This is a genomic window from Streptomyces fungicidicus (assembly GCF_003665435.1).
Lineage (GTDB): Bacteria > Actinomycetota > Actinomycetes > Streptomycetales > Streptomycetaceae > Streptomyces > Streptomyces fungicidicus.
In genome coordinates this window covers 2,566,594-2,579,212 of sequence record NZ_CP023407.1, presented here as the reverse complement: position 1 = coordinate 2,579,212, position 12,619 = coordinate 2,566,594, and the positions used below count along the sequence as shown (strand labels likewise).

Annotated in this window: 10 protein-coding genes; 8 read left to right on the top strand and 2 right to left on the bottom strand. The window is 73.4% G+C overall.

The features are described 5' to 3' along the window. The first annotated feature begins 102 nt into the window (after nucleotides 1–102). From CNQ36_RS34665 to CNQ36_RS11610, 5 genes are all read left to right on the top strand, one after another. The gene (locus tag CNQ36_RS34665) at nucleotides 103–606 is read left to right on the top strand and encodes a hypothetical protein (protein ID WP_163013247.1); all 504 of its coding nucleotides are present in this window, start codon (nucleotides 103–105) and stop codon (nucleotides 604–606) included. A 45-nt stretch (nucleotides 607–651) separates the two neighbouring features. Continuing rightward, nucleotides 652–3,867, top strand: coding sequence for a S41 family peptidase (locus tag CNQ36_RS11625; RefSeq protein WP_121545940.1), 3,216 nt, complete (start codon nucleotides 652–654; stop codon nucleotides 3,865–3,867). Between the two features lie 68 nt (nucleotides 3,868–3,935). Further along, nucleotides 3,936–4,289: an HIT domain-containing protein gene (locus CNQ36_RS11620; protein WP_121545939.1), complete on the top strand. Its 354-nt coding sequence runs from the start codon at nucleotides 3,936–3,938 to the stop codon at nucleotides 4,287–4,289. Between the two features lie 6 nt (nucleotides 4,290–4,295). After that, nucleotides 4,296–5,201: a ribonuclease Z gene (locus CNQ36_RS11615; RefSeq protein WP_004931507.1), complete on the top strand. Its 906-nt coding sequence runs from the start codon at nucleotides 4,296–4,298 to the stop codon at nucleotides 5,199–5,201. A 20-nt stretch (nucleotides 5,202–5,221) separates the two neighbouring features. Beyond that, entirely contained in the window at nucleotides 5,222–6,214 is a 993-nt protein-coding gene (locus CNQ36_RS11610; protein ID WP_163013246.1) for an adenosine deaminase, read from the top strand. Between the two features lie 140 nt (nucleotides 6,215–6,354). Here CNQ36_RS11610 and CNQ36_RS11605 read toward each other — a convergent pair whose 3' ends face one another. Both CNQ36_RS11605 and CNQ36_RS11600 read right to left on the bottom strand, forming a co-directional pair. Continuing rightward, nucleotides 6,355–7,689: an MFS transporter gene (locus tag CNQ36_RS11605; RefSeq protein WP_121545937.1), complete on the bottom strand. Its 1,335-nt coding sequence runs from the start codon at nucleotides 7,687–7,689 to the stop codon at nucleotides 6,355–6,357. Nucleotides 7,690–7,876: 187 nt separating this feature from the next. Continuing rightward, on the bottom strand, nucleotides 7,877–8,659 hold the full coding sequence (locus CNQ36_RS11600) for an IclR family transcriptional regulator (protein WP_004931513.1): 783 nt from the start codon (nucleotides 8,657–8,659) through the stop codon (nucleotides 7,877–7,879). 226 nt (nucleotides 8,660–8,885) lie between these two features. Here CNQ36_RS11600 and CNQ36_RS11595 point away from each other — a divergent pair, with 226 nt between their 5' ends. From CNQ36_RS11595 to CNQ36_RS11585, 3 genes are all read left to right on the top strand, one after another. Further along, nucleotides 8,886–10,193, top strand: coding sequence for a glucarate dehydratase family protein (locus CNQ36_RS11595; protein ID WP_121545936.1), 1,308 nt, complete (start codon nucleotides 8,886–8,888; stop codon nucleotides 10,191–10,193). A gap of 98 nt (nucleotides 10,194–10,291) precedes the next feature. After that, nucleotides 10,292–11,413, top strand: coding sequence for a carbohydrate kinase family protein (locus CNQ36_RS11590; protein WP_121545935.1), 1,122 nt, complete (start codon nucleotides 10,292–10,294; stop codon nucleotides 11,411–11,413). Nucleotides 11,414–11,547: 134 nt separating this feature from the next. After that, nucleotides 11,548–12,618, top strand: a complete 1,071-nt coding sequence (locus CNQ36_RS11585) for a PhoH family protein (RefSeq protein WP_004931518.1) — start codon at nucleotides 11,548–11,550, stop codon at nucleotides 12,616–12,618. The last annotated feature ends 1 nt before the right edge of the window (nucleotide 12,619 follow it).

The following is a 12,619-nucleotide window of genomic DNA, read 5'->3' as shown; positions in this document are numbered from 1 at the left end:
CCCGCTCCTCAAACGCCGGAGGGGCTCAAAGGAGCCTGGGCGGGGAGTAAGTGACCGTATGCGCCCTATCGCGCCGGCGGTGGCGGTGGCAGGCTGCCGGGCATGAGGATGCGACAGGTGCTGGTCGCCGGATTCGCCGTGGCCGCCATCGGTGGGCTCGCGGCGTGCGAGGGCGGCGGACTGGGTTCCGCGGCCGTCGCGCTCACCACCGACGAGACCGTGACCAAGGAGCTCAACCGGCAGAAGGCCGGCGTGCGATGGCTCACCTGCACCGCCTCCTTCGGGGACAAGGCCGGGGACAAGGCCGGCGAGAACACCGTCGCCGCCGTCGACTGCGACGGCGAGACGGAGGACGGCAAGGAGATCACCGTCGACGGCAAGGTCACCCACGCCGTCAACGGCGCCTGCGTACGCGGCGACCTCACCGCGAAGGTGGACGGCAAGCAGTGGTTCCGGGTCGACGGCCTCGGCGACTGCGACTCCACCAGCCCGCCGCGCGTGGGCGAACCGACGCAGCGCGGCCCGAAGCCCACGGTCACCGTGACCGTCACCACGACCGTGTGGTGCGAGCAGTACCCCTCCTGTCGCCCCGTCGAGGGCAAGTGATCCAAACCCCTGTCCAGGCAGCTTCCCCGTGCATAGGGTGATCGGGTGACACAGCCCGCATCGGTCGCATCCGCCGCATCCGCCGCTTACCTCCGATTCCCGCACCCGCACGGCGAGTTGGTCGCTTTCACCGCCGAGGACGACGTGTGGCTCGCCCCGCTCGACGGCGGCCGGGCCTGGCGGGTCAGCGCCGACAACGTGCCGGTGAACCACCCGCGTGTCTCACCCGACGGCACCACCGTCGCCTGGACCTCCACCCGCGACGGCGCCCCCGAGGTGCACGTCGCGCCCGTCGACGGGGGCCCCGGCAGACGCCTGACCCACTGGGGCAGCGCGCGGACCCAGGTCCGCGGCTGGACGGCGGACGGACGGGTGCTGGCGCTCAGCACCGAGGGCCAGGCCAGTCTGCGGCGCAGCTGGGCCCGCGCCGTCCCGCTCGACGGCGGCCCGGCCGCCACCCTGCCGTACGGCCCCGTGGGCGACGTCGCCGACGGACCGCACACCGTGCTGCTGTCCGCGCCGATGGGCCGCGAGGCCGCCTGGTGGAAGCGCTACCGGGGCGGCACCGCGGGCAAGCTGTGGATCGACCGCGCGGGCGACGGCGAGTTCGTACGGCTGCACGAGGACCTGGACGGGAACATCGAGTACCCGCTGTGGGCGGGGGACCGGATCGCGTTCCTCTCCGACCACGAGGGCACCGGCGCCCTGTACTCCTCCCTCGCCGACGGCTCCGACCTGCGCAGGCACACCCCCCTCGGCGGCTTCTACGCCCGGCACGCCGCGAGCGACGGCAGCCGGGTCGTCTACTCCAGCGCCGGTGAGCTGTGGATCCTGGACGACCTCGACGGCGCCGAGCCGCGCCGGCTCGACATCCGCCTCGGCGGGCAGCGCGTCGACCTCCAGCCCTTCCCGGTGAACGCCGCCCGCTGGTTCGGCTCCGCCTCCCCCGACCACACCGCGCGCGGCAGCGCCGTCTGCGTCCGCGGCACCGTCCACTGGGTCACCCACCGCTCCGGCCCGGCCCGCGCGCTCGCCGCGACCCCGGGCGTACGGGCCCGGCGGCCGCGCACGTTCCGCGCGGACGGCGAGGAGTGGGTGGTGTGGGTGACGGACGCCGAGGGCGAGGACGCCCTGGAGTTCGCCCCCGCCACCGGACTCGCCCCCGGCGCCGTCCCGCGCCGGATCGCCGCGGGGCAGCTGGGCCGGGTCGTGGGGCTCGCCATGGCACCCGACGGCGGCCGCGCCGCCGTCGCCTCCCACGACGGCCGGGTCCTGCTCGTCGAGCGCGAGACCGGCGAGGTGCGGGAGGTCGACCGCAGCGAGGACGGCGACGTCTCCGGGCTGGTCTTCTCGCCCGACTCCGGCTGGCTCGCCTGGTCCCACCCCGGCCCGCGCCCGCTCAGCCAGCTCAAGCTCGCCCACACCACCGACCTGTCGGTCACCGAGGCGACCCCGCTGCGCTTCCAGGACTACGCGCCCGCCTTCACCCTCGACGGCAGGCACCTGGCGTTCCTGTCTTCCCGCTCCTTCGACCCGGTCTACGACGAGCACGTCTTCGACCTGGCCTTCGTCGAGGGCGTACGCCCGTACCTGATCACCCTGGCGGCGACCACCCCGTCCCCGTTCGGGCCGCAGCGGCACGGCCGGCCCTTCGAGACGCCGGACCGGGACGAGACCCCCGACAGCGAGGGCACCCCCACCACCCGGATCGACCTCGACGGCCTCGCCGACCGCATCGTGCCGTTCCCGGTGGAGGCCGCCCGCTACTCCAACCTGCGCGCCGCCAAGGACGGGGTGCTGTGGCTGCGGCACCCGGTCCGCGGGGTGCTCGGCGCGTCCCGGGCCACCCCGGACGACCCCGACCCCAAGACCGACCTGGAGCGCTACGACCTCGCCCAGCAGCGCATCGAGCACCTCGCCGTGGACGCCGACCACTTCGAGGTCAGCGGCGACGGCAAGCGGGTGCTGCTGTGGACCGACGGGCGGCTGAAGGTCGTGCCAAGCGACCGGCGCGCCTCCGGCGACGACGACAGCGACACCAACATCTCCGTCGACCTCGGCAGGGTGCGGCAGTTCGTCGACCCGGCCGTCGAGTGGCGGCAGATGTTCGACGAGAACGGCCGCATCATGCGGGACAACTTCTGGCGTCCGGACATGAGCGGCGTCGACTGGGACGGCGTCCTCGACCGGTACCGTCCCGTCCTCGACCGTCTCGCCACCCACGACGACCTGGTGGACCTGCTGTGGGAGGTGCAGGGCGAACTCGGCACCTCGCACGCGTACGTCACACCGCGCGGCGGCTACGGCGAGGGGACGCGGCAGGGGCTGCTCGGCGCGGACGTCTCCCGGCACGAGGACGGCAGCTGGCGGGTCGACCGGATCCTGCCCGCGGAGACCTCCGACCCGGAGGCACGCTCCCCGCTCGCCGCCCCCGGTGTGGCCGTCCGGCCCGGCGACGCCATCGTCGCCGTCGCGGGACAGCCGGTCGATCCGGTGACCGGACCGGCGCCGCTGCTGGTGGGGACGGCGGGGAAGGCGGTCGAGCTGACCGTCTCGCCCGCGGGCGGCGGCGAGTTGCGGCACGCGGTCGTCGTGCCGCTCGCCGACGAGGAGCCGTTGCGGTACCACGCGTGGGTCGCCGGCCGGCGGGCGTACGTGCTGGAGAAGTCCGGGGGGCGGCTGGGGTACATCCACGTGCCCGACATGCAGGCGCCCGGGTGGGCGCAGATCCACCGCGACCTGCGGATGGAGGTGCTGCGCGAGGGCCTGGTCGTGGACGTGCGGGAGAACCGGGGCGGACACACCTCGCAGCTCGTGGTGGAGAAGCTGGCCCGGCGGATCGTGGGCTGGGACCTGCCCCGCGGCATGCGGGCGGAGAGCTACCCGCGGGACGCCCCCAGGGGGCCGGTGGTCGCCGTGGCCAACGAGTTCTCCGGCTCCGACGGCGACATCGTGAACGCGGCGATCCGGGCGCTGGGCATCGGGCCGGTGGTCGGCACGCGGACGTGGGGCGGGGTGATCGGCATCGACAGCCGGTACCGCCTGGTGGACGGGACGCTGGTGACGCAGCCGAAGTACGCCTTCTGGCTCGAGGGGTACGGGTGGGGCGTGGAGAACCACGGGGTCGATCCCGATGTGGAGGTCGTGCAGCGGCCGCAGGACCACGCGGCAGGGCGGGACGTGCAGTTGGACGAGGCGGTGCGGCTGGCGCTGGAGGCGCTCGAGTCGGCGCCCGCGAAGGAGCCGCCGGCGTTGCCGTGAGCCGCGGACACACGGGTGCCGGGGCGTACGATGCCCTGCGTAGTGATCAGTGGGACCGAGGAGGGTTCATGGCTGGGGAGCCTCAGGACGACTGCTTGTTCTGCAAGATCGTCGACGGGAGCATCCCGACGACGATCGTGCGGCAGACCGACACGACCATCGCGTTCCGTGACATAAACCCGCAGGCGCCCACTCATGTGCTGGTGATCCCGAAGGCGCACCACAAGGACGCCGCCGCGCTCGCCGCCGCCGCGCCCGGGCTCGCCGCGGACGTGCTGCGGGAGACGCAGGCCGTCGCCGACGAGGAGAAGCTGGACAGCTACCGCATCATCTTCAACACCGGCAGCGGCGCCGGCCAGACCGTCTGGCACGCGCACGCCCACGTCCTGGGCGGCCGCGGCCTCGAATGGCCCCCGGGGTAGGCGGCCTTGTCCGTACGTGAACTGGTGGTGCTCGGCACCGCCAGCCAGGTCCCCACCCGGCACCGCAACCACAACGGCTATCTGCTGCGCTGGGACGGCGAGGGCATCCTGTTCGACCCCGGCGAGGGCACCCAGCGCCAGATGCTGCGCGCCGGGGCCGCCGCCCACGACCTCAACCGGATCTGCGTCACCCACTTCCACGGCGACCACTCCCTCGGCCTCGCCGGGGTGATCCAGCGCATCAACCTCGACAAGGTGCCGCACGAGATCACCGCCCACTACCCGCGGTCCGGACAGCGCTTCTTCGACCGGCTGCGGTACGCCACCGCCTACCGGGAGACCGTCGCCCTCACCGAGGCCCCGGTCGACACCGACGGCCCCCTCCACCGCACCCCCGGCTACACGCTGGAGGCGCGGCGGCTGTCCCATCCCGTCGAGGCGTTCGGCTACCGGCTGGTCGAACCCGACGGCCGGCGGATGCTGCCCGACCGGCTGGCCGCGCACGGCATCAAGGGCCCGGACATCGGCCGCATCCAGCGCGAGGGCACGCTCGACGGGGTCCCGCTGGAGGAGGTCAGCGAGGTGCGGCGCGGGCAGCGGTTCGCGTTCGTCATGGACACCCGGCTGTGCGACGGGGTGTACGCGCTCGCCGAGGGCTGCGACATGCTGGTCATCGAGTCCACGTTCCTCGACGAGGACGAGGAACTCGCCGTCGAGTTCGGCCATCTGACCGCCGGGCAGGCGGCCCGGGTGGCGCGGGACGCGGGCGTACGGCATCTCGTCCTCACCCACTTCAGCCAGCGCTACACCGACCCGGAGGAGTTCGAGCGGCAGGCGCGGGCGGCCGGGTACGAGGGCGAGCTGACCGTGGCGCACGATCTGCTGAGGGTGCCGCTTCCGAAGCGCCGGTGATATCGCCGTACGATATTTCGATGCCCGTACCCAAAGCCGAACTGCACCTTCACATCGAAGGCACCCTGGAACCGGAGCTGGCCTTCGCCCTTGCCGCGCGCAACGGTGTCGAGCTGCCCTACGCCGACACCGACGCGCTCCGTGAGGCGTACCGGTTCCAGGATCTGCAGTCCTTCCTGAACCTGTACTACGAGCTCATGGCCGTGCTGCGCACCGAGCGGGACTTCGAGGACCTCGCCGACGCGTACCTCGCCCGCGCCGCCGCGCAGGGCGTGCGGCACGCGGAGATCTTCTTCGACCCGCAGGCGCACATCGCGCGGGGCGTCGGCATGGACACCGTGGTGGAGGGGCTGTGGCGGGCGCTCGGCAGGAGCCGGGAGACGCACGGCGTCTCCACCCGGCTGATCATGTGCTTCCTGCGGGACGAGTCCGCCGGGTCGGCGCTGGCGACGCTGGACGCCGCGAAGCCGTACCTGGACCGGATCACCGGCGTCGGACTCGACTCGGCGGAGGTCGGGCATCCGCCGGCGAAGTTCCGCGAGGTGTACGAGGCCGCCGCCGCGCTGGGGCTGCGGCGGGTGGCGCACGCGGGTGAGGAGGGGCCGCCGGAGTACATCACCGAGGCGCTGGACGTGCTCGGTGTGGAGCGGATCGACCACGGGCTGCGCTGCGTCGAGGACCCGGCGCTGGTGGAGCGGCTGGTACGGGAACGCGTACCGCTGACGCTCTGCCCGCTGTCGAACGTGCGGCTGCGGACGGTCGACGTGCTGGCCGGGCATCCGCTGCCGGCGATGCTGGACGCGGGGCTGATGTGCACGGTCAACTCCGATGATCCGGCGTACTTCGGCGGGTACGCCGGGGACAACTTCGACGCGGTGCGGGATGCTCTGGGGCTGGGGGCGGAGCGGTTGCGCGAGCTGGCTCGCAACTCCTTCCTCGCCTCCTTCCTGGAGGACGAGGAGGAGTTGCGGGCGCGGTACCTCTCCGAGGTGGAGGCGTACGACTTCGGGTGAGCGGTGCGGGTGCGGGTGCGGGTGCGGGTGCCGGTGCTGGGGCTGGGCGGGGGTGGGTTGCGCGGCCCGGCGTTTGCGGGGTGCCGTCGCGCCCACCCGTGCCGCCCCAGCGGCACGACTGCCCGCGGAAACGGCGGGGGTCAGGGGGCGCCCGGGGCCTGGGTGGCGGCTGCTGTGTCGTAGGCGCGTTGGGCGGGGGCCGGGGTGCCGTCCAGGGGGATTTCCACGACCGGCTGCTCCGGGGCGCCGATCTCGGGGATCGCGCCGGCCGGGGTGCCGGGGGCCGCGGCGATCACGGCCGCCGGGTGGCCGCCGCGGCGGCGGACCGCGCCCGGCAGCAGCGGGCGTCCGCCGGTGTGCAGGGCGACGGCGGTCATCGGCAGCGCGATCAGCAGCAGACCGGCGCCGAGGACCGCGCCCATCACCGGGAACCCGGCCTGCGCGGAGAGCACGCTGCCGGTCAGCGGACCCGCCGCCGTCCCCAGGGACGACGCCGAGCCGACCAGCACGGCCCAGCGGCCCCGCGAGTCCATCGAGGCCGCCAGCCCGATCAGGTACGACAGCACGACCGGGTAGACCGTGTTCCAGGCGATCTCACCTGCGGCGAAGCTGCCGAGTCCGGTCGCTGAGGCGCTGAGCGCGATGCAGCCGGCGATCAGGACCGTGCCGCCGCCGATGGGCAGCGCCCTTCCCAGCCGCGCCCCGAGCGCGCCCGCGCCCAGGACGCCCAGCAGCCCGGCGCCCAGCGCCACCGCGAAGACGACGCCCACGGTCGGCTCGGAGAGGTGCGCCTGGCCGACGCCGATGCGTCCGCTGACGCCCCACAGCGCGTTCTGGGCGAGCGACCACAGCAGCATGGCGCCGGCCAGGACGAGCCCCGAACGCCGGTACGGCAGGCGGGCGGAGGCCCGGCCGGGTCCGGCGGCCGGGCGCGGAGCGGGGGTGCCGCCCGGCAGCCGTGAGGTCAGCGGCCACACGGCCAGCGCGGTGAGGGCGATGGCGGCCAGCGTGAGCCCGTGTCCCGGCAGCCGCGGCACCGTCAGGTACACCACGCCCGCGAGCGCGGAGACGCTGAGCAGCCCGAGGGTGGAGGCCCGGTGCGGGTCGCGTTCGGCGGCGATCCGCGTGGCGGCGACGGTGGTGGCCGTGCCGGAGCCGAAGCCGCCGACCATCGCACCGGCGACGACGGCCGGCACGGAGGTGGTCAGGGCGGCCCCGCCGTAGCCGACGGCGGCCATCAGCAGGCCCAGCCGGGCCAGGGTCCGTGCCCCGACCCGCTCCACGCGGGACGCCAGCAGGAACCCGGCGGTGGCCGAGCTCAGCAGCAGCGCGCTGCCGACGGCTCCCGCCTGGGTGGCGGAGAGCGCGAGCCCGCGTTCCAGCCGGCCGACGGTGGTCGGCAGCAGATACGGGGCGAGGTACCCGGCCGTGAAGAGGGCGACGAGGGGCCAGGGGGTGGTGCGAGGGGCGAACACGGGCGTTCCCAGGGCGTGCGAAAGGGACGGTACGAGGACCGTGGGAGAGGAAGGGGGCGACGACCGTCGACGGACAGGAGCGCGCGGGCAATTTGTATCAAGCGGGGGGAGGGCAACGGGAGCGCGCAAGCTGTGATCTAAACCACAGTTGTGTTTGGGGTTCGGGGAGGCCGGGTAGCAGCGTCCGCTAACGCCACTGAATGGCCCCGCCACCTGCGGGGATCGTTGCTTCCACCTTCGTCCGGATCTCCCGCATTACGGCGACGATCCGCTCCTCCCGCTCCGGGGTCAGCCGGGCCACCGGAACCGAGCAGCTGATGGCGTCCTGCGCGGGGGAGTCGTACCGCAGGGTGAAGCCGAAACCGACGATCCCGGGCACGCCCTCCTCCCGGTCCACCGAGTAGCCGCGCTCCCGCACCCGGGCCAGATCGGCGGCCAGCGACTCCCGCGAGGTGTGGGTGCGGGGTGTGGCCGCCTCGTAGGGCCCCTCGGGCAGCTCGTCGTCCGGCCGCTCGGCCAGCAGCGCCTTGCCGAGCGCGCCCACGTGCGCCGGCAGCCGCCGTCCCACCCGGCTGATGGTCCGCAGGTACTCGTGCGACTCGCGGGTCGCCAGATACGCCACGTCCCGGCCGTCCAGCCGCCCCATGTGGATCGTCTCGCCCAGCGCGTCGGACGCCTCGTCGAGATACGGGCGCACGGCCCTCACACGCGGGTCCGAGTCGAGGTAGCTGGTGCCCGTGAGCAGGGCGTGGATGCCGATGCCGTACAGCGAGCCGGTGACGTCCGTGCGCACCCAGCCCCGCGAGATCAGGGTCTGCAGCAGCGCGTACATCGAGCTGCGCGGCACCCCCAGCGTGTCCGCCAGCTCCTGCAGGCGCGCCGGGCGGTCGACCCGCGCGGCCAGCAGCTCCAGCACCTCCACCGTCCGCGCGGCGGACTTCACCTCGCGTACGCCCCCGGTCTCCGACATGCGCCGATCGTAATCCGGCGGCAGGAACCGCGCCCCGGCCCCATTGACGGGCGCCGTTCGCCTACTTAGCCTTCATTCTCATACATGGCTGACATCTACATAGGGAGATGAGGATGGGCCTCGACCCGGACGGCTTCCGCGCCCCCCTCACCGACCCCGCCCCCGGCGGCCTCGCCGAGCCGCGCGCCCCGCTCACCACCGGACCCGACCTCGTAGGAGCCGCCCCGTGACCACGCCGACCTCCCGCGACCTGACGGTGACCGAGGTCCGCCTCACACCGATCCTCGTCGCCGACCCCGCCCTCCTCAACACACAGGGCGTCCACCAGCCGTACACCCCCCGCCTGATCGTCGAGGTGGTCACCGCCGACGGCACCACCGGCCTCGGCGAGACCTACGGCGACACCAAGTACCTGGACCTGGCCGGCCCCCTCGCGGAACGCCTCGTCGGCCGTCAGGCCGGCGATCTCAACCGGCTGTTCGCCGAGGCCGACGCCGTCGCCGTCGACACCGCCCAGGTCTCCGGCAGGGTCGACGTCGGCGGACTGAGGGGCGTGCAGACCGCCGACAAGCTGCGCCTGTCCGTGCTCTCCGCCCTCGAGGTCGCCTGCCTCGACGCCGTCGGCAAGAGCCTCGGCCTGCCCGTGCACGCCCTGCTCGGCGGGAAGGTGCGCGACACCGTCGAGTACAGCGCCTACCTCTTCTACAAATGGGCCGGCCACCCCGAGGGCGTGCCCGCGGAGAAGGACGACTGGGGAGCCGCCGTCGACCCGGCCGGCGTCGTCGCCCAGGCCAGGACCTTCAAGGAGCGGTACGGCTTCACCTCCTTCAAGCTCAAGGGCGGCGTCTTCCCGCCCGACGAGGAGATCGCGGCGGTCCGCGCCCTCGCCGCCGCGTTCCCCGGACACCCCCTGCGCCTCGACCCCAACGGCGCCTGGTCCGTGGAGACCTCGCTGAGGGTGGCGGCGGAACTCGGGGACGTCCTCGAATACCTGGAGGACCCCGCGCTCGGCACCCCGGCCATGGCCGAGGTCTCCGCCGGCACCGGGGTGCCCCTGGCGACCAACATGTGCGTGACGACGTTCGCCGAGATCAAGGAGGCCTTCGCGCGGGACGCCGTCCAGGTGGTCCTCTCCGACCACCACTACTGGGGCGGACTGCGCAACACCCAGCAGCTCGCCGCCGTCTGCCGCACCTTCGGCGTCGGCGTCTCCATGCACTCCAACACCCATCTGGGCATCAGCCTCGCCGCGATGACCCACGTGGCGGCCACCGTGCCCGACCTGCACCACGCCTGCGACTCCCACTACCCCTGGCAGTCGGAGGACGTCCTCACCGAACGCCTCACCTTCGAGAACGGCGCCGTGCGGGTCTCCGACGCCCCCGGACTCGGCGTCGCGCTCGACCGCGAGCGGCTGGCCGCCCTCCACCGCCGGTGGCTCGACGACGACGGCTCCCTGCGGGACCGTGACGACGCGGCGGCCATGCGGGTCGCCGACCCGGACTGGGTCACCCCGGCAGTGCCGCGCTGGTGAGAAGTCCGAGGAGCGCGATGACGGCGTGACGCGCGTCACGTTGTCGGTGGCGTGGTGCACACTGGCCTGAACCGCACCACGTCAGGGAGCGCACCGTGATGGCGTCCAACGGGAAGGCACGCGCCGAGGGATCGCACTGCTCGCCCCAGCTCGATCCCCTCGCCGCCCTGCGCACACCGGACGACCCGCCCTGGGACGTCTACCTCACCGGCACCGTCTTCCTCGACATCGTCTTCACCGGGCTCGGCTCCGCCCCGGTGCGCGGGACCGAGTCCTGGGCGCGCGGGATGGGGTCGAGCCCCGGCGGCGTCGCCAACATGGCCACCGCCCTCGCCCGGCTCGGCCTGCGCACCTCCCTCGCGGCGGCCTTCGGCGACGACCACTACGGCGAGTACTGCTGGGACACGCTGGAACAGGGCGAGGGCATCGACCTCTCCCTGGCGCGCACCGTGCCCGGCTGGCACTCGCCGGTCACCGTCTCCATGGCCTACGACGACGAGCGCACCATGGTCTCCCACGGCCACGAACCTCCCCCCGAGGAGCCGGCGCCCGACTGCCCGCCCCGCGCGCGCGGCGCCGTCGCCTCCCTCACGCCGGGCCGCGGCGCGCCGTGGATCGCCCAGGCCGCGCGCAAGGGGGCGAGGATCTTCGGCGACGTCGGCTGGGACGACACCGGTGCGTGGGACCTGGCCGCGCTGACCGATCTGCGCCACTGCGAGGCGTTCCTGCCGAACGCCGAGGAGGCCATGCGGTACACCCGCACCGACTGCCCCCGCGCGGCCGCGCACGCCCTGACCGAGCACGTGCCGGTCGCCGTGGTCACGCTGGGGGCGGAGGGCGCGTACGCGGTGGACCGGCGGACCGGGGAGACCGCCTCGGTCCCCGCGATCGAGGTCGAGGCGCTGGACCCCACAGGGGCGGGGGACGTGTTCGTCGCCGGGTTCGTCACCGGGAGCCTGGCCGGCTGGCCGCTGGCCGACCGGCTGGCCTTCGGCGGGCTCACCGCGGCGCTCTCCGTGCAGGAGTTCGGGGGCTCGCTGTCGGCGCCCGGCTGGACGGAAGTGGCTGCGTGGTGGCGGCGGGTGCAGTGCGCCGAGGGGCAGGACCCCTCGGCGCTCCGGCGGTACGAGTTCCTGGCGGAGCTGGTCTCCGGGGAGCTGGTGCGGCCGTGGCCGCTGCGGCGCGCGGTGCCGACGATCGGCTTCCGCCGGTCGGCCTGAGCGGCGGGCCCGGCCGGGGTGTCGGTAAAAGCCCTACGGGCTTGTCATCGCTCCGTCGTACCCTGGGAAACGCGAGGCCGCCCACAGCTGCGCGGCCCTGACGAGGAGGAACCGCAGGCCTTCAGAGCCGGCCCATGACTCAGACACCCACAGCTCACACCCCCGCGCAGGGACAGGCGAGAGTGCAGTTCACCGTCCCCGCCCAGCACCCCATGGTGACCGTGCTGGGATCCGGCGACTCGCTCCTGCGCGTGATCGAGAAGGCCTTCCCGGGGGCCGACATCCACGTCCGGGGCAACGAGATCAGCGCGGTCGGCGACGCGAACGAGGTCGCCCTCATTTCGCGCGTGTTCGACGAGATGATGCTGGTGCTCCGCACCGGGCAGCCGATGACGGAGGACGCAGTGGAACGCTCGATCGCCATGCTCAAGGCGAGCGAGAACGGGGAGAGCGACGGCCAGGAGACCCCGGCCCAGGTGCTCACGCAGAACATCCTGTCCTCGCGGGGCCGCACGATCCGCCCCAAGACCCTCAACCAGAAGCGCTATGTCGACGCCATCGACAAGCACACCATCGTCTTCGGCATCGGCCCGGCCGGCACCGGCAAGACGTACCTCGCCATGGCCAAGGCGGTGCAGGCCCTGCAGTCCAAGCAGGTCAACCGCATCATCCTGACCCGGCCGGCGGTCGAGGCGGGGGAGCGGCTCGGATTCCTCCCGGGCACGCTCTACGAGAAGATCGACCCGTATCTGCGCCCGCTCTACGACGCGCTGCACGACATGCTCGACCCCGACTCGATCCCCCGGCTGATGGCGGCGGGCACGATCGAGGTCGCGCCGCTCGCGTACATGCGCGGACGCACGCTGAACGACGCCTTCATCATTCTCGACGAGGCCCAGAACACCAGCCCCGAGCAGATGAAGATGTTCCTCACCCGCCTCGGCTTCGACTCGAAGATAGTGATCACGGGTGACGTGACGCAGGTCGACCTGCCGGACGGCACCAAGTCCGGCCTGCGCCAGGTGCAGGACATCCTGGAGGGCCTGGACGACGTCCACTTCTCCCGGCTGTCCTCCCAGGATGTCGTCCGGCACAAGCTGGTGGGCCGTATCGTCGACGCGTACGAGCAGTACGACAGCCGGCACGGCACCCAGAACGGCTCCCACAAGGGCGGCCGGGGCAGGTCCGGGCCCAAGGGGAAGTAGA

Coding starts and splice junctions, on each gene's coding strand:
- CNQ36_RS11600 (WP_004931513.1), bottom strand. CDS start 8,659: ATGTCGGAGACCGGGGGCGTACGCGAGGTGAAGTCCGCCGCGCGGACG.
- CNQ36_RS11610 (WP_163013246.1), top strand. CDS start 5,222: ATGCCCGTACCCAAAGCCGAACTGCACCTTCACATCGAAGGCACCCTG.
- CNQ36_RS11620 (WP_121545939.1), top strand. CDS start 3,936: ATGGCTGGGGAGCCTCAGGACGACTGCTTGTTCTGCAAGATCGTCGAC.
- CNQ36_RS11585 (WP_004931518.1), top strand. CDS start 11,548: ATGACTCAGACACCCACAGCTCACACCCCCGCGCAGGGACAGGCGAGA.
- CNQ36_RS34665 (WP_163013247.1), top strand. CDS start 103: ATGAGGATGCGACAGGTGCTGGTCGCCGGATTCGCCGTGGCCGCCATC.
- CNQ36_RS11590 (WP_121545935.1), top strand. CDS start 10,292: ATGGCGTCCAACGGGAAGGCACGCGCCGAGGGATCGCACTGCTCGCCC.